Here is a 16807-nt window from a genome sequence, read left to right as displayed (position 1 = left end):
TTGCCGTTATACCCCAATCGCCGCGAAGAACATCGCGAACATTCCGTCAACGACAATGACGAGGAAAATCGCTTTGACCACTGCCATGGTGGTGTGACGACCAAGCGACTCCGAAGACCCTTCAACCTTGAGGCCTTCAACGCAGGCAATAAGGCCGACGATCAGCGCCATGAAAGGCGCCTTGATGATCCCAACAACGAATGTGTTGACCGTAATGGCCGACTGGAGCTGCGTCAGGAATGCTGCCGGAGGGATATCCAGATACGCCCAGGTAATGAGACCGGCACCGAACAATGCAGATATATCCGCCACAAACGTCAAGATCGGCAAGGCGATCATCAATGCCAGAATGCGCGGCAGCACCAGAACTTCTGTCACGCTGAGGCCGATGACATGCAGTGCATCGACCTCCTCTTGCATGCGCATGGCGCCGAGCTCAGCGGTAAACGCCGAACCGGACCGTCCAGCCACCATAATTGCGGTCAGGATGACGCCGATCTCCCGAAGCACTAGGATACCTGCAAGATCGACGACGAAAATGTCGGCCCCGAATTGCCTCAGGTAAAATCCGCCCTGCTGAGAAATGATCGCGCCGATCAAAAAGCTCATCAGGGCCACGATCGGGACTGCGCCGATGCAGCTGCGGTCAAACTGTACGGCGATTGCTATGCTTCGAAGGCGTTTGGGCTGCAAAAGAACAGTCGACAGGACGATGCCGAGTGATCCTAGGATATGCAGCATCGCGAGAGTGTCTTTATACACTTCGACCATCTGCCGCCCGGTCGCTTCCAAAAACCCTACGATCGTGAAACCGGACCGGTCTGGTTGCCAGCGCGGCGGATGATGTTTCTCGATCTCGTGAAACAGGCTTTCGCGGACAGGCGTCACGCCGGTCAGCTGCACTTTCCGGCCGCTGAATTCCAGTTGCCCCCGGGTCCGGTGGATCAGCCAGGCCCCACTGGTATCCAGATGATCAACCTCTGAAACATCGATGCACGTCAGTTTGTCCTTGGCGACATTCAGCTTGGAGATTTGCTGGTCGGCGTCTGCAAGAGTGCTGACAGTCCAGTCGCCGGATAGAATAAGGGACTGATGTCCCTCGGAATCGGTGTCCAGGTGCAATTCCGGCGCTTTGTTTTTTTCCAAGAATGCCATTCCGGAGAGTTGCCCCTTGCCGCTCGTCAACTTCCCCCCGTATACCTGATTGTAAAGATTAACGTCCAGCAGTCAGATGAAAGCATTGCCCATGGAAATTGCCCGCCCTTACCTTTTGTTTCTCGGTGACGTCCCCGATGCCCTGGCCGCCAAGACCGCAACAGGCATTGTTGATTGGCGGAAAGACTGGTGTGTCGGACAGGTCCGGCTCGACGGCTGTGCCGCAGATACCGGTCTGAAGGACATGTCGATTTCCGAAGGATCTGCTGCCGGCGCCAAGACTATGGTCATCGGCGCGGTCAATGCCGGCGGACGTTTGCCGGATCATTGGGTTGATTCGGTGGTCGAAGCGTTGAATGCAGGCCTTGATGTTGCCTCCGGGCTCCATGTCAAACTCGGCGATGTTCCGGCAATCAAGGAAGCAGCTGCCAAAAACGGCCGCCAGCTGCACGATGTGCGCCACAACTCCATGACCTTCGCCACTGGAAAGGGCATCAAACGGCCGGGCAAACGGATTTTAACCGTCGGAACAGACTGCTCTGTCGGCAAAAAATACACTGCCCTTGCGATGGACAAAGCGATGAATGAGCGTGGCTACACCAGCTCGTTCTGCGCTACCGGCCAGACAGGTGTCTTCATTTCCGGCCGTGGTCTGTCTCTCGATGCTGTTATTGCCGACTTCATCGCCGGCGCTGCCGAGTGGCTCTCCCCAGCGACAGAGGAAGATCACTGGCAGGTCGTGGAAGGCCAAGGCTCCTTGTTCCACCCGTCATTTGCCGGCGTGACACTCGGCCTGCTTCATGGCTCGCAGCCCGACGGCTTTATTGTTTGCCATGAGCCCACACGAAGCAAAATGCGCGGCGTCGAAACCCCGCTTCCCACCGTCGATCAGGTCATCGACATGACCATTCAGTGCGGCAAGCTCACCAATCCCGGCATCCGCTGTGTCGGCATCGCGGTGAACACTCAGGCTCTGGATGACGATGAGGCGCTCGCGCTTCTTGCGAAACTGGGCGAGCGCCATGGCCTTCCGGCGACCGATCCGATCCGTTATGGCATGGAAGCCGTCGTCGATAAGGTGTCCGCGGAGTTCGGCACGCCATGAGCCGCAGCGTCAGCATTGACCTTGAAAGCTTCGAGATCGCGGGCGGTTTTACAATCTCCCGCGGCAGCCGCACCCATGCCAATGTGCTCGTCGCGACAGTAACGGACGGGGACCATGTTGGCCGCGGCGAATGCGTCCCCTACGCGCGCTATAACGAAACCATGGAAAGCGTTCAGGAGCAGATCCAGGAGATCTCGCCGCTGTTGAAAGACGGTTTGAGCCGCCATGCGCTACAAGAGGCCATGCCGGCCGGAGCCGCACGCAACGCAGTGGATTGCGCCCTTTGGGACCTTGAAGCCAAGCAGTCCGGAAAACCGGCTGCAGAGATTGCCGGTATCCCGCCGCTTTCACCGGTCACGACCGCTTACACGATCAGTGTCGGCACACCGGAAATCATGGCAGAAAAAACGGCAAAGGCCGCGCATCGGCCCTTGCTCAAGGTAAAACTTGGCGGGTCTGGCGACGATGAGCGAATAGAAGCTGTTCGCAAGGCCGCCCCGGACAGCACCTTGATCGTTGATGCAAATGAAGCCTGGGACGACAGCTGTTTTGCCAGGAACATGGCGGCGTGCGAAGCAGCCGGTGTGGCTTTGATTGAACAGCCTTTGCCCTCCAAGGGTGACAACCGTCTTATGGATTTCAGCTCAAGGATCACGATCTGCGCGGACGAAAGTCTGCACACGCGGGATGGGCTTGAAGATCTCCGCAGCCGGTATGATGCCATTAATATCAAGCTCGATAAGGCCGGGGGGTTGACGGAGGCCCTCGCGCTCCTCGATCAAGCCAAGGCGCTTGAGTTCAAGATCATGGTCGGTTGCATGCTCGGCACGTCTTTGGCCATGGCCCCCGCTGTCCTCTTGGCGCAGCGGGCAGACTATGTGGATCTAGACGGCCCACTTCTTTTGACCCAGGACCGCGAACCGGGACTGGTCTTCGAAGGCAGTACTTTGTTTCCGCCAAAACCGGAACTTTGGGGCTAACGCATAGGGTTTAACGGACTGGGTTCGAAGCCATGCGCTGACGCACCATCGGCGTCAGCGCAATCATCACCAGCGTTCCGGCCGCCGAAACTACCGCCATCAGATAAAACGGCAGATCCGGGTCCATCTCGTACAACGCGCCGCAGACGCTCAAACCAATGGCCATCTGCAGGCCGATTGATGTGGCAAGCAGCCCCTGGCCGGTCCCGGCCCATTTGCTCGGAACGACTTTTGCCAGAATTGCAATAGCGCCCAGATGGGCAGCGCCAAAGGTGAGCGCATGCAGAAGCTGGATCGCGATCATCGACACCAGCGTATCCGCGAACGGGAACAGGCCCCAGCGGGCGATCGCGGCAACGCCCGCAACGATCAGGAAAACCGGCGGGTCGAAACGAAGCGCGATCTTTCCGGCGACTGTGAAAAGTGCGATCTCAGCGATCACGCCAACGGCCCACAAAATGCCGATTGTTTCGTCTGCAATCCCAGCGGCTTGCCAATAGAGCGTCCCAAAACCGTAGAAAGCCGCATGGGTTGCCTGAAACAGGCCAAGCAGGATGAGCACAGGCCAAAACCAAACGGCTTTAAAGGGCGCCTCGCCAACGTCTTCGCGCAAGCCTTCGCTGGCCCCGGCTCCGCTTTGACGCGGAAGTGACAGGACAACGCCGCCTGTCAGAAGCGACGCCAAGCCAATCAGAAACAGCATCACCCAGACGGTGTCTCCGGTCGCCAGGAATCCACCTGCAAGATTGGCAGCAACAAACCCAGCAGATCCCCAAAGGCGCATCCGTGCATAGTCCGCTCCGGTGTTCCGCGCAGCATCCAAGGCATAGGCATCACTGAGCGGTAGAACCGGTGCCTTGAATACCATGTAGCCAATCACTCCAGCGCCCAGCACGTAAAGTCCATTTCCAAGGGCGAAAAGCGCGATAAAGACAGTTCCAAGCAGAGAATAAACAAATATGGACCACCGGCGCTGACCCGTACGGTCCGCCAGGTTCGTCAAAAGCGGGCTTGCGGCAATCCGGGCAACCGTCCCGGCCCCCAAGACAAATCCGATATCGGCCGCAGAAAACCCCTCGAACTCCAAAATGACCGGAAAGAATGGGAGAAACAGCCCATAGCCGAAAAAATGAACCCCGAACAAAGCAGAGACACGCGCACTGAGGGCCGACGTCAAATTCAACATGCAAACCGAACCGGATTTTGAGGCCCAAAAGAATATTAACGATTTTCAGTTTACCCTGATTTTGGAATTGTCCGGATTGGATACCGAACGGCCCTTGCAGAGTTGAGAATCGCGCCCTGATGAAAGCGGAAACACAACAGGTAGAACCGGAGCTGATAGGCGAAGCCGAATATCAGACGCTTGAACAGACCTTGATGGAATCCGATCGAGGACGTCGGTTTCTAAAAGAGTTTTTGAACCGGAACAAGACCCCGGAAACGACCGAGATCCTCGGCGCGATCCAACGTCTTGAGAAAGTCGTCACCCGCCAGCGCAAAGTGCCGGATCTCGACAAGATCCGCCTGGATATTGCCGACATGCACGAGGCAATTGAGCGCACCAAAGCAGAGATCGCCAACATCAAGGACGACGGTGACGAAAGCAATCGCTTTGTCGACGCCTCTCATGAGCTTGATGCGATTGTGACGCAGACCGAAGGCGCCACCCAGTCGATTCTGGAAGCTGCCGAGCAGATCCAGGAAAAAGCCTGGGTTCTTCGCGAAAATGGCGCAGACGATGCGACCTGCGACGATATTGATGCGAAGGCCACAGAAATCTTCATGGCCTGTTCCTTCCAAGATCTGACCGGCCAGCGCACCAACAAGGTGGTCCAGGTACTTCGATATCTGGAAAGCCGGATCAACCTGATGATCAACATCTGGGGCATCGAAGATCTGGAAGCAGATGACACCGCTGGTCCGGTCGACAGCCGCCCGGATGCCCACTTGCTGAACGGCCCGCAGCGTGACGGCGCCGGCGTCTCTCAAAACAGCGTCGATGAACTGATGTCTGTCAGCGGCGATGTGTTTGACTCCGCTGTGGAGGAAGTCGCAGCGCCTGGCAACCCATCTGCGAGTGAGGCTTCAGCACCAATGGGTGAAGCGGACATCGATGCCCTGATGGCCGGCGACAGCGGACCGATGGATGCGGCCGCGATTGATGACATGTTTGCATCCGCGCCTGCAGCCGAGGAAACGGAAGCTGAAGACACAGCAGACGTGACTGATCCGGTCGCCGATGAATTTGAAGCTGCCCACGCCGATGAAGTCCTGGATGAAGCCGCGATCGACAAACTGTTCGATGCGGAAGTCAGCGAGCCGGAAGCTGCCAACGACAGAGAACCGGCAGTGGAAACAGCAGAGGCAGAAGCTGATGCCGACTGGGCTTTGGTCGAGCAGGAAGCAGATGCCGACGATGGAGCTGACCCGCTGACGGAGCTGACCGAGGCCGAACGACAGGCTCTGTTCAACTGATCGATCTTCACCCCGTCAGGAGACAAGGGCGCCCATTCCAGGCGCCCTTTTTCTTTGCCTCACCTAAGCAAAAGCCGCGCTCGTTTCCTTGCGCGGCATTTGTCGTAGAGTTTTAAAGGCATCGTCGGCAGACCCGGAGATCTGCCAACGATGCCTCCCCTCTTTGTTCAAAGTTATCCGGCTGTGATCTTGTCAAAGAACTGGTTCGCTTCTTCGCTCAGACGTGCAGCCCTGTTCTTCAAGGTCAATGATGTTTCATGGATCGTCTCAACCGTGCCATCGACTGAATCGATCGACCCGCGCACAGCGGCGATCTCATCAGTAAAGCTCTGTGTGCCGACCGCCGCGATCTGAACCGCAGAAGAAATCTCCGCCGTTGCAGACGACTGCTGCTCCACAGCAGCAGCAATGCTGTTGGCGATCTCTGACAATTCGCTGATGATCGTGGTGATCCCATCAATATCCTGGACAGACTGCCGGGTTGCCTGCTGGATCGCAGCAATCTGTTCGGTGATCTCTTCAGTCGCCTTCGTGGTCTGACTTGCCAGCTCCTTGACCTCGGCCGCAACGACGGCGAAGCCCTTGCCCATTTCACCGGCCCGGGCCGCTTCAATGGTTGCGTTCAGCGCCAACAGGTTGGTCTGTTCAGCAATGTCAGAAATCAAGCCGATGACAGACCCCACCTGATCCGCAAAACCGGCCAGCTTGGTGACCGTTTCATTGGTGTTCTGGGCGCCTTGGACAGCTTGCTGGGCCTTTTCACGTGAGTGTCCGGCCTGACGCCCGATTTCAACAATCGAAGCGCTCATTTCTTCCGTTGCCGTCGCGCTGGACTGCACACCGCTCGCGGTCTCCGCGGAGGAGGCGTCCATGGTCTGCATACGGGTTGCGATCGACCCGGTCTCCCGGCTGAGGTCGCGGGAAGAGTTTTCCAACTCGTCAGACGTAGAGCTCAACTCGCCAACCACGCCGCTGAGTGAAGTTTCGAACGTGGCAATCGCCGACTTCAGCCCGTCTTCGCGCGCGACGGCATCCGCCACCATTTTTTCGTGGTAGGTCGAAATGGCGATGTCCATGTCCAGCATGACCAGTTTGGTGATTACCGCCATGACTTTTGAGCGCTTGGCCGCGGTCATCATCCGCTTGGTCAGCAGCACGTCGGAGATCTGGGTTAAGGCGAATGAGTAGCCGCCGATGTACCAGCTTGGATCAAGACCGATGCGCACATGCGCCAATCCGATCCGAATGGAGCGCTCAAGGTAGGCCTCGGTCGGTCCTTCGTTGAACATGCGCTCCCAATGAGCAAGTTGTGCCGAGATCAGGCGAGCTTCCTGGTCTCCGATCATTGTCGCCAGATGCGGGACTGTTTTTACATGGTCGTAAAATCCATCCATGATCCTCGGCAAATGAGAGGAAAGTGTCGGCCAGATCGATCGCGCCAATGTGCGATCTTCCTCGGTGAAACGGAAAAACGCCAGCCTGCCCTTTAGCGTTTGGTTCTGCATATTGGCTCCATAAACCCTGCAAGCCAGTGCTGGTCCCCCTCAGGCCAACACCGTCCCGCCAATCAACGTAACGCGCCCCTTCTTGAGGCGGGTTTCAACGGAACACCAGGTATTCAATGCCAAGGAAGACAGGGCGGCGGCATCAGCAGAGAGCATATCCCTACGTTACGTAACCTCCTGGTTTTGCTTCGCAATTCAGCAGACACCACGGATATTTCCGCACCATCCGTTCCTTCGCGAATCCACCGAAAGAAAACAGGATAGATACAATCCGCCTAATGGGTCAGCCCCTAACAGCGCGTTAACGCGAAACAGCCTTAAACAACATCTTAGGGTCGATATTCCCGCCTGTCAGTACGACACCAACGGTCCGTTCCCTTAGGTCAAGTTTCCCGGACAGCAGAGCGGCCAACGCAGCGGCACCGCCGGGTTCGACAACAAGTTTGAGCTCGGAAAACGCAAACGCCACCGCGTCCAGGACCTGCTCGTCGGTAACCGTAAATCCTTCCCCCGCAAATTGACGCAGGATCGAAAATCCGATCTCCCCGGGACTTTCAGAAAGAAGCGCATCACAGATCGAACCGGACTTGGCGGGATTGGACAACAGCTCCCCAGCCTCCAAGGACCGTTTATAGTCGTCGAAGAATTGCGGTTCGACCGTATGGAAGACCGTTTCCGCGGAAGTGTTTGCAAGCGCAAGCGCAATCCCGCTGGAAAGGCCTCCACCACCTGTGCAGGCCAGGACATCATCCAACCGCACACCAAGGTGTTTTGCTTGCGCTGCCATTTCCAGGCCAACGGTCCCCTGCCCGGCAATGACGGCAGGATCGTTGTACGGATGCACGAACGTCGCACCGGTTTCAGCGCAGATTTCGGAAGCGATCTTGTCGCGGTCTTCGGTGGCCCGGTCGTAAGTAATGACCGTCGCACCGTATCCGCGAGTGCGTTCCAGCTTCACCTGAGGGGCATCGGCAGGCATGACGATCGTTGCCGGCATGCCGAAGATCTTGGCGCTGGACGCGATGCCTTGTGCGTGATTACCCGACGAGCAAGCGACGACCCCCCTGGCCCGGACGTCCGGCTCCAATTGCCGCAAGCAATTGTAAGCTCCGCGAAACTTGAAAGAGCCGCTGCGTTGCAGGCATTCCGGCTTGATCAACACATGCCCGCCAACACGCTCATCCAGAGCGGGGTTGGTCAAGAGCGGGGTTTTGACAGCAACGCCTTCAAGGGCATCAGCGGCCTCCAATACATCGCCGTAAGTGACGGCTGTGCTGGTGGGGGAAGGTCGTTCTGCTGTCGCGCCGGTCATGGTGGCCACCTCGTTCAGGATCTGAGGTGGACAGGAGTACCGGCTACCCCTTGGCCTGACAACTGCAACATTGTGAGGGTTACAAAATCCCGCAGCGCCAATACTTTAAAGCTGCTGAGACTTTCAGATCACTCTACCGCGTTGGCCTGCGCCACCCCGCCAACGGCGGTGATACAATTGTCCAGGAACTGACGGCTGCTGGCTGCCCAAGTGTAATTGAGCGCAATGTTCCGGCAGTGGTCACGCGGAATATCGAGAGCGGCTTCACATGCCTCTGCGAGGTTTTCGGACAAAACACCGGCGCCGGTATCGCCGATGACATCCAGCGGCCCCATGACCGGATAGGCGGCAACCGGCACCCCGCACGCAAGCGCTTCCAGCATGACATTGCCGAACGTGTCGGTGAGCGACGGGAAGACGAAAACATCCGCGCTGGCGTAATGGCGCGCCAAATCTTCGCCGGTTTTCGCACCCGTGAAGAGTGTGTCGGTGAATTCCCTTTGCAGGGTATCCAGCTGAGGCCCATCGCCAACAACGACCTTGGAGCCGGACAGTTTCAGATCCAAAAACGCCTTGATGTTCTTCTCAATCGCAACGCGGCCCACATACATGAAGACCGGCCCAGGCAAATCCTGCGGTAGGACAGAGCCCTCATATGGCCTGAAGAGGTTTTCGTCGACCCCGCGCGACCAGCGCATCAAGTTCCGGAAGCCGCGATCTCTCAGGTCGTTCTCCAGCGAAGTCGTTGCCACCATGCAGCCGTTACCGGCGTTGTGGAAGCGGCGCATCCATGCATAAGACCAGGAAAGCGGCACCGGCATCCGGGCAGAAACATACTCCGGAAACCGTGTGTGATAACTGGTGGTGAACGGCTGTCCGCGCTTTTTGGCGATCCCGGCCGCAAGCAAGCCAAGTGGGCCTTCGGTCGCAATGTGCAGGTGTTCGCAGTCGAATTCATCCATCATCCGCCGCACGCTGCCCTTGTGGGTCAAAGACAGACGGATTTCAGGATATGTCGGGCACGGAAGTGTCTTGAAAGCCTGCGGGGTCAGGAACTCCATGCGAACGCCCATGGCGCGGAGTTCATCAGCTGTGCGTTCAAGCGAGCGAACGACGCCATTGATCTGCGGATGCCAGGCATCCGTGACAACAAGAATGGAACTCATGCGGCGACCGGAGCTTCCTGCGGCTTCTCGGTCTGGGCTCCGGTTTGGGCCTGTTCTACCCATCTGATCACCTCAAAGGTTCCATCATGATGTTCGGCAACCGCTGTGCAGCTCTCGACCCAATCACCCGTGTTAATGTAGTGGATGCCGTTGACGTCCCGGCTGGCCGCATGGTGGATGTGACCGCAGATGACGCCATCCACACCCTGCCGGCGTGCCTCGTCGGAAAGCGCTTCCTCGAACCGTCCGATGAAGCTGACAGCATTCTTGACCTTCAGTTTCGCCCAGGCCGACAAAGACCAGTACGTGAGGCCAAGCCGGCGGCGCACAGCATTCAATACCGTATTGACACCAAGCGCAGTGACGTAGGCTTTGTCGCCAAAGAACGCGAGCCACTTGGCATGCCGAATGACGACATCGAACTGATCACCATGGATCACCAGATACCGCCTATTGTCAGCAGTCTCGTGCACAATACTATCGGTCACCTCGACGCCACCGAAATGGGTACCCAAAAAGCTTCGGAGGAACTCATCGTGATTGCCAGGGATATAAACGATACGCGATCCCTTGCGGCCCTTGCGGAGGATCTTCTGAACCACATCGTTGTGAAGCTGTGGCCAATACCACGATCGCTTCAATCGCCAACCATCCGCGATATCGCCGACAAGGTAAATTGTCTCGGCGTCATTGTCCTTCAGGAAGTCAAGCAGAAGATCTGCCTGGCAGCCGCGCGTGCCCAAGTGGACATCTGAAATAAACAAGGCCCTGTAATGCCGCGATGTCTCTGAAGTGGACATTGCACGTCTCCTAGCTCCAATGGAACGCTATAGACGCGATTCAAGTTTCACTATTATGACAGATGGTATTTGGGGTGTGATGACGTCGCGTTTTCAGCAGTTCAGTAGAAAAAAAATCGCTTAGCCGCGCCACCAACCGCCATCAGCGGAACCTCGTCCAGACCCCGTGGTTCAAAGGGGCCGACAGGAAAGGGATGGCGGCGGCAGCGTTCCTTCCATAAGGTCCGGCGAACCACATCCTCTTAATTTGGGAGATCAATCATGGATTTGGGATTGCGCGGCAAGTCGGCGATCGTGTGCGCATCAAGCCGCGGGCTTGGCAGAGGGTGCGCAGAGGCGCTTGCAGAGGCCGGATGTGATCTGGTGATCAACGGACGCGACAAAGACGCTCTGGAAGCAACACGTGCGTATCTGACGGACACTTTTCAGGTGAAAGTCAGTGTTGTCGCTGCCGACGTTTCCACACCGGAAGGACAAGCGGCGCTTCTCACGGCCTGCCCAGAGCCTGACATACTGGTCAACAACAATGGCGGCCCGCCTCGCAAGGATTATTCAGAACTCAACCGCTCTGCCTTGCTGGAAGGTGCCATCCAGAACTTCGTGACCCCGATCGAACTGATCCAGGCGGTCACACCCGGAATGAAAAACCGGGGCTTTGGCAGGATTGTCAACATCACGTCCTTGTCCGTAAAGATGCCGATCGAAGGCCTGGACCTTTCCAGCGGCGCCCGTGCCGGTCTCACAGCATTCCTGGCAGGCGTGTGCCGCCAGTTGGCTCCGCACGGTGTCACGGTCAACAATCTGCTGCCGGGCAAAATGGATACTGACCGGCTGAAGGGTGGGTTTGAACGCTCGGCACAACAATCCGGACAGACAGTCGACGCTATTCGTGCAAGCCAGGCTGCAGAAATCCCAGCACGCCGTTTTGGAACGACCGAGGAGTTCGGACAGACCTGTGCCTTTCTTTGTTCCCGGCACGCCGGCTATGTCACCGGGCAGAACATTCTGATGGATGGCGGACTTTATCCGGCAGCTTTCTAACAAAAAACGCCGGCCCGCGATCGCGGGCCGGCCTAATTTCCAGAACCAGCCTGGCAGCTGATCAGAACTTGATACGGACCGAAGCTGTCAGAATGTCGACGGAGGAGTCGACGGATCCTGTCAGGGAGCCCTTTGAAGCGCTGTAGTCCTGATGACCCGGAACGAGGTTCAGGTCGGTATCTGTGCCAAAGATGTGTGTGTATCCAAGGTCAAACGAGAAGTGCTCGTTAAAGACGTAGGAGGCACCCGCACTCAGCCAGATACGGTCGTTGTCCGGAAGACGTGCGGAGCGAATTTTATCGTCGATCGGAGACCACTCGTAAGCCGCACCGGCGCGCAGAGTGAGTTTGTCATTAAAGTCGTACTCACCGCCGACCGCGAGGTAATAGCCGTCATTGTAGTTGAACGGCAGCGTGGTCACGGTTGCGCCAGTGGCATCGGCCGTGATTTGCGGTTCTTTCAAACGGCTCCAGTTTGTCCATTCGAACGTACCCAGGACGCGGATATCATCGGTGATGCTCTGCTTAGCCGAGAGCGTGATCATATCCGGTGTCGCCAGAACCGTTTTCACATCCGTTACGGCCGTCGTGAACGGGTTGGCCGGGTTCGGAGCGGCGATGGTGCCGTCGATGTCTGTGAAGATCGCAGAACGGTAACCAATACCGATTTCTGTCGTCGCCGTCGGCTTGATCGTGACACCGGCGGTCAAACCAACACCAACACCGTCACCATCGAGCTGCTGACCTGGAAACAGGGTTGCACCCGGGATGGTCGGGGAGAAAGAGGCGTTGGTCAGGCGAACATCCGCATATTGAATCTGCGGGCCGATCGCGACCGAAAACATCTCATTGATCTTGTAACCGACAACCGGGTTGAGGTTGATCGAAAAGATCTTGGACGACCGGTTGTAGCCCGCGCCTGTCCAGTTACTGTCATTTGGCTTTGTCGACAGACCGAACGCACCGTTGATTGCAACGCCGAGATAAACCTGGTCACTGAGATTATAAGACGCATAGGATGCTGGGATCCAGGCGTCATGACCAATGTCACCTGTGTCGAAGGACGTCGTGATCAGACCAGTTGGCGAGGTCAATGAGTTCGGGACGGTGTTTGAGCCCGTGATATCCGCCTTCGGAATGATGAAGGCGTTGTGAGCCTCAAAGTTGATCTTGCCGTCCATCGACGTGATGGTTGCCGGGTTCCAGAACATGGACGATATCGACGAACTGGATGTACCGTTACCGGCAAATGAAGTCCCTTGGTAGTAGGCGCTCTGCTCGCGCAGAGCGAAGCCGCCCGCAGAGGCTGCACTTGCGACGATCGAGGCTGCAATGGCCGTCGACGTCATAAGTACGATTTTCTTGGTTGCCCGCATTTTTACGTTTCTCCCAATCCTCCTCCCCCCCGGGAGGAATTTGACACTGACTGCAGGGTCTAAAAGAAACGGCTGCCTTTCAACCATGAAATGCGATCTATAATTGCAGCGCACACGCCTGCTGCGGTGCAATATAAGGGTTTTCACGAAGGTCCGGTGCACACACCAAGTGCTCGTAGCCGGATAAACATATCATGAGACCCTGCTTTTGGAGGGCCACCGAGGCCAACCATACAAATGCACACATTTTAGGCACATTACCAGCACGTCACACGGAGAGGTGTTTCTTTTTCTTCCGTTGCTATCTTGTCACAGATAACCTTAGGGAATACGGGAGTTTTGCGTGAACCCGGAGTGATATCTCGTGAGTGAATCGCGTCTTCGGTAGATCAAAAAACGCCATACGGATGTCAGCTGGCGCCCATGATGTGGCCAACTGAATGAAGTAAAAAAGCAACTCAAATGTCAAAAATGCGGATATGTCTTTGGTTCAGATACCCGCATTTCAGACACGATACATATGGAGTTTCGAACTTCACGAGCCGAAACTGCAATCAACACAGGTCGAGCCGCATCTACGCTGACACTCGCCATAGTTGCAGGTCAGACAAATCCATCACGCGCGCTCAGAAACCGCCGCATGGCAATATCGCTCCAGGGCGAAAGACGCTTCAAAGCGGCCTGATGGCTTTGATAAATGCGGTTACTCATCGGATCCTGACGGGAGGTGTCCAGAAGCACTTCTCCAGTCGTTACGCGCAAGGCTTCAAGAATGTCTTCCGGATAGGGAAGGACCTCAACGCCATCTTTTTGCTGGAGCAACTTCAGGCTTCCGGCATTTTCCCAATCGCTTTCCGCAAGCGCTCGTCCATTCTCAGCGCGGCACGCTTCTATTAAGATTGCCTGGAATTCCGTGGGCAAAGCATCATAAGCCGCCTGATTGAACAGCGCCTCGCCTGTCCCGTTCGGTTCATGGAAACCGGGTGAATAATAGTATCTCGCGGCCTTCTGGAACCCCATGGCCCGGTCCGACCAGGGCCCCAGGAATTCAGTCGCATCCAGGACGCCCGTTTGGAGCGCCTGAAACAGCTCGCCCGGTGGCAAACCAACCGGAGCGGCTCCAAGCCTGCGCATCACTTCTCCCCCCAACCCCGGCATCCGGATCTTGAGGCCTCGCAGATCATCGAGGCTCTGGAGCGGTTTCTTGTACCAGCCGCCCATCTGCACGCCGGTGTTACCCGCCATCACCGGTTTGATGCCGAAAGGCGCGTAAAGCTCATCCCAAAGCGCCTGCCCGCCGCCTTGCTCGATCCAGCTGATGTGTTCATGCGGGAGCAGACCGAAGGGGACCGCGGTGAAATAGACGGAGGCTGGGATCTTGCCTTGCCAGAAGAACGAGGCTGTGTGCGCCATTTCCGCAGTGCCATTTGAGACGGCATCAAACACGCCGAGCGCCGGCACAAGTTCGCCAGCAGCAAACAAACGGATCTTGAACGCACCACCTGAGAGCAACGCGACCTGATCAGCGATCCGCTGCGCCGTGACACCCGGGCCAGGCAGATTTTTCGGCCAGGATGTCACCAGCTTCCATTCGGTGACCGCACCTTGTGCCATCACCGCTGGGGCAGATAGGACCGACGCGCTTCCAACGGCACCGCCTGCAAGCAAATCCCGGCGGCTGACGCTCTTTTTGTGTTTCAATGCATCACTCATTGTGCGCCCTCCCAAAACGCGTGGAAGTGATGGACCGGTCCATGGCCCTGTCCAATCTTGAGTTCGTCGGCATGCCGGATCGTTTCTTGGATATAGGCTTTGGCACTGGACACAGCGTCGCCCAGCGCGTTGCCCTTGGCCAGTCCAGCAGCAATTGCAGAAGACAACGTGCATCCGGTGCCGTGGGTGTTGTCCGTCGCAATGCGGTCTTCGCGCAGCCAAAGACTTTCGCCGTTTCTTGTTGTTAGAAGGTCAGCGCTTTCCGCACTATCGCCGTGTCCACCCTTCAACAAGACAGCCTTCGCCCCGAGGTCGATCAGCTGTTTGGCTTGGCTCTGCATGTCATTTTCGTTGCGGGCGACTTCGCCCTCCAGCATGCGGGCTGCTTCATGAAGGTTCGGCGTGATGATGTCGGCCAAGGGCACCAGCTTGGATATCAGTGTTGCGACCGCACTTTCAGCCAGGAGCGGATCGCCGGACGCGGCCACCATCACAGGGTCCAGAACTACCGGCCCGGTCTGGTGGCGCTTCAAACCGTCAGCGACCTCCTCAATGATCGGAACCTGCGAGAGCATACCGATCTTTGTGGCCGTCACGGCGAGGTCCGAATAGACCGCATCGATCTGCGCGCGTACAAACTCGACAGGCACATCATGGATCGCCGTCACCCCGAGGGTGTTTTGTGCCGTGAGCGCAGTCAAGACGCTCGCCCCGTAGACACCATTTGCCGAAAAAGACTTCAGATCCGCCTGAATGCCAGCCCCACCGCCAGAATCAGAACCTGCTATTGTCACCGCGATTGCGGTCATGGTGCCCTCCGCACAATACTATTGGAATGGGTGTCAGCCCATTTGAAGACGGCTTTCGATATCGCGGGCCGTCAGGCTGTAAAGCGTGTCGAGCAGCTCTGCGACCAGACTGCCAGGTCCCCCGCTCCGGGAAGCGGCGATTTCGCCCGCTATGTTGAAGACGGACAGGCCTGATGCCGCGGCAAGCGCTGTATCTGGCTCGACGCTCGCAAACGCTGCCAGGACCGCGCCCCCCGCACAGCCGGTGGCCGTCACTCGGGCCAAAAGAGGATGACCGTTGCGCAGCCGGTAGTCGTCGCCCCGACCCTCGATCTGATCTTCTTCTCCGGTTACGGCAAACACCGTTCCCTCCGAGATCAAAGCATCGACATCGGCCCGCGTGTCAAAGAGCGCGGCCATCTCTGTTTCATTCGCCCGGACAAGAGACGGCCGCGTTTGCAAGAGTTCTTTGGCGTATGCGCAGCGCTGCGGTGACCGATCCGCGAAGACCGGATCAATGGCGACAGGCCGGCCTGCCTCCTTGGCCGCATCAATCGCGATCGGGATCGTCAAACGCCGGCTGTTGTCCAGTGTTCCGAGGTTGATCAGAAGCGCATCGGCAGACGCTGCAAAGCTCTGAACTTCTTCCGGTGCGATCGTCATGGAAGGCACTGCGCCCAGCGCCAACAGGACATTGGCCGTAAAACCCTGCGCGACCGTGTTGGTGATGGCATGGACGCGCGGTCTTTTTGACCGCACCCGCTCCAGCAAGGAAAAGACCGTCTCCGGCGACAGGTCCTGCGTGCTCGCGGCAATCGACAAGCTCATGCCAGGCCCTTTCTCAGGTTCAGAGAACAAAGCCCCAGCGCCATCATTCTTCGCATTTTACGTGAAAGATCAGTCATGATCTCAAATCCCTCCGCCGGTACAAGCCGGATCAGGTTCTAGGAGTTGGCCATTTGCCTCTCAGCCCGATCCACAATCGCCGGGCACCCCCATGAGACAAGTTCTGTCTACTAAGGCAGACGGGGGTTTTCAAGCCCCACTTGGCAGTTGCGGTGGTTCAAGCGCCAACAGCCGATTGACTGTTTGTTTGAGATAGGCGATGTCGGGGCACAGTTCGTTTTTGCCCGCAGGAGCCCCCATGACCCCGTTTTTCGTGATGATCAAATGTCAGCTCGGCAAGACCTATCAGGTTGCCAATGCAATCGCGGATGCCGAGATCGCGTCGGAAGTCTACTCTACCAGCGGTGACTATGATCTTCTCGTGAAGTTCTATATCGAAGACGGCACTGACATTGGACACTTCGTCAATGAGAAGGTGCACCCGATCGACGGCATCCAGGACACCAAGTCGATCATAACGTTCAAGGCGTTCTGATAAAGAAA

The 16807-nt window shown here is 57.1% G+C and carries 15 protein-coding genes and 1 riboswitch; of the genes, 5 read left to right on the top strand and 10 right to left on the bottom strand.

The features are described from left to right. Positions 1-6: 6 nt before the first annotated feature. Positions 7-1155, bottom strand: a complete 1149-nt coding sequence (locus SADFL11_RS00695; protein WP_008192992.1) for an ABC transporter permease — start codon at positions 1153-1155, stop codon at positions 7-9. A 91-nt stretch (positions 1156-1246) separates the two neighbouring features. Between SADFL11_RS00695 and dgcN the strand changes: the two genes are divergently transcribed. Both dgcN and dgcA read left to right on the top strand, forming a co-directional pair. Further along, on the top strand, positions 1247-2260 hold the full coding sequence (gene dgcN / locus SADFL11_RS00690) for an N-acetyltransferase DgcN (protein WP_040450826.1): 1014 nt from the start codon (positions 1247-1249) through the stop codon (positions 2258-2260). Next, on the top strand, positions 2257-3240 hold the full coding sequence (gene dgcA, locus SADFL11_RS00685) for an N-acetyl-D-Glu racemase DgcA (RefSeq protein WP_008190276.1): 984 nt from the start codon (positions 2257-2259) through the stop codon (positions 3238-3240). The genes dgcN and dgcA overlap by 4 nt, the downstream gene beginning before the upstream one ends. Positions 3241-3250: 10 nt before the next feature. On the opposite strand, the gene SADFL11_RS00680 is transcribed toward dgcA, so the two are convergent. Then, positions 3251-4426, bottom strand: a complete 1176-nt coding sequence (locus SADFL11_RS00680) for an MFS transporter (protein ID WP_008188632.1) — start codon at positions 4424-4426, stop codon at positions 3251-3253. Between the two features lie 119 nt (positions 4427-4545). Between SADFL11_RS00680 and SADFL11_RS00675 the strand changes: the two genes are divergently transcribed. After that, positions 4546-5718 carry a protein phosphatase CheZ gene (locus SADFL11_RS00675; RefSeq protein WP_008196044.1) on the top strand — a complete coding sequence of 391 codons (1173 nt, stop codon included), beginning with the start codon at positions 4546-4548 and terminating at the stop codon, positions 5716-5718. A gap of 173 nt (positions 5719-5891) precedes the next feature. Here SADFL11_RS00675 and SADFL11_RS00670 read toward each other — a convergent pair whose 3' ends face one another. From SADFL11_RS00670 to SADFL11_RS00655, 4 genes are all read right to left on the bottom strand, one after another. Next, positions 5892-7223 carry a globin-coupled sensor protein gene (locus SADFL11_RS00670; protein WP_008189237.1) on the bottom strand — a complete coding sequence of 444 codons (1332 nt, stop codon included), beginning with the start codon at positions 7221-7223 and terminating at the stop codon, positions 5892-5894. A gap of 301 nt (positions 7224-7524) precedes the next feature. After that, positions 7525-8535 (bottom strand): threonine ammonia-lyase, encoded by a 1011-nt coding sequence (locus tag SADFL11_RS00665; RefSeq protein WP_050775984.1) that lies wholly within the window; start codon positions 8533-8535, stop codon positions 7525-7527. Between the two features lie 128 nt (positions 8536-8663). Further along, the gene (locus SADFL11_RS00660; RefSeq protein WP_008195489.1) at positions 8664-9701 is read right to left on the bottom strand and encodes a glycosyltransferase family 4 protein; all 1038 of its coding nucleotides are present in this window, start codon (positions 9699-9701) and stop codon (positions 8664-8666) included. Then, a complete protein-coding gene (locus SADFL11_RS00655) occupies positions 9698-10501 on the bottom strand; it encodes a UDP-2,3-diacylglucosamine diphosphatase (protein WP_040450827.1) in 804 nt (267 codons plus the stop codon). Before SADFL11_RS00655 ends, SADFL11_RS00660 begins: the two co-directional genes overlap by 4 nt. A gap of 261 nt (positions 10502-10762) precedes the next feature. Here SADFL11_RS00655 and SADFL11_RS00650 point away from each other — a divergent pair, with 261 nt between their 5' ends. Continuing rightward, on the top strand, positions 10763-11542 hold the full coding sequence (locus SADFL11_RS00650) for an SDR family oxidoreductase (protein WP_008188885.1): 780 nt from the start codon (positions 10763-10765) through the stop codon (positions 11540-11542). 61 nt (positions 11543-11603) lie between these two features. Here SADFL11_RS00650 and SADFL11_RS00645 read toward each other — a convergent pair whose 3' ends face one another. From SADFL11_RS00645 to SADFL11_RS00630, 4 genes are all read right to left on the bottom strand, one after another. Continuing rightward, entirely contained in the window at positions 11604-12917 is a 1314-nt protein-coding gene (locus SADFL11_RS00645; protein ID WP_008197175.1) for an OmpP1/FadL family transporter, read from the bottom strand. A 603-nt stretch (positions 12918-13520) separates the two neighbouring features. Continuing rightward, a complete protein-coding gene (locus SADFL11_RS00640; RefSeq protein ID WP_008191951.1) occupies positions 13521-14630 on the bottom strand; it encodes a TRAP transporter substrate-binding protein in 1110 nt (369 codons plus the stop codon). Then, positions 14627-15439, bottom strand: a complete 813-nt coding sequence (thiD, locus tag SADFL11_RS00635; protein WP_008196980.1) for a bifunctional hydroxymethylpyrimidine kinase/phosphomethylpyrimidine kinase — start codon at positions 15437-15439, stop codon at positions 14627-14629. The genes SADFL11_RS00640 and thiD overlap by 4 nt, the downstream gene beginning before the upstream one ends. Positions 15440-15472: 33 nt before the next feature. Then, the gene (locus SADFL11_RS00630; protein ID WP_008188587.1) at positions 15473-16246 is read right to left on the bottom strand and encodes a hydroxyethylthiazole kinase; all 774 of its coding nucleotides are present in this window, start codon (positions 16244-16246) and stop codon (positions 15473-15475) included. A 68-nt stretch (positions 16247-16314) separates the two neighbouring features. Beyond that, positions 16315-16425, bottom strand: a riboswitch (TPP riboswitch). Positions 16426-16562: 137 nt separating this feature from the next. Here SADFL11_RS00630 and SADFL11_RS00625 point away from each other — a divergent pair. After that, the gene (locus tag SADFL11_RS00625) at positions 16563-16799 is read left to right on the top strand and encodes an Lrp/AsnC ligand binding domain-containing protein (protein WP_040450828.1); all 237 of its coding nucleotides are present in this window, start codon (positions 16563-16565) and stop codon (positions 16797-16799) included. Positions 16800-16807: the final 8 nt, after the last annotated feature.

The sequence above is a fragment of the Roseibium alexandrii DFL-11 genome (genome assembly GCF_000158095.2).
GTDB classification, from domain to species: domain Bacteria; phylum Pseudomonadota; class Alphaproteobacteria; order Rhizobiales; family Stappiaceae; genus Roseibium; species Roseibium alexandrii.
The sequence above is the reverse complement of the archived record's forward strand: the minus strand, read 5'-3'. Positions and strand labels throughout refer to the sequence as shown.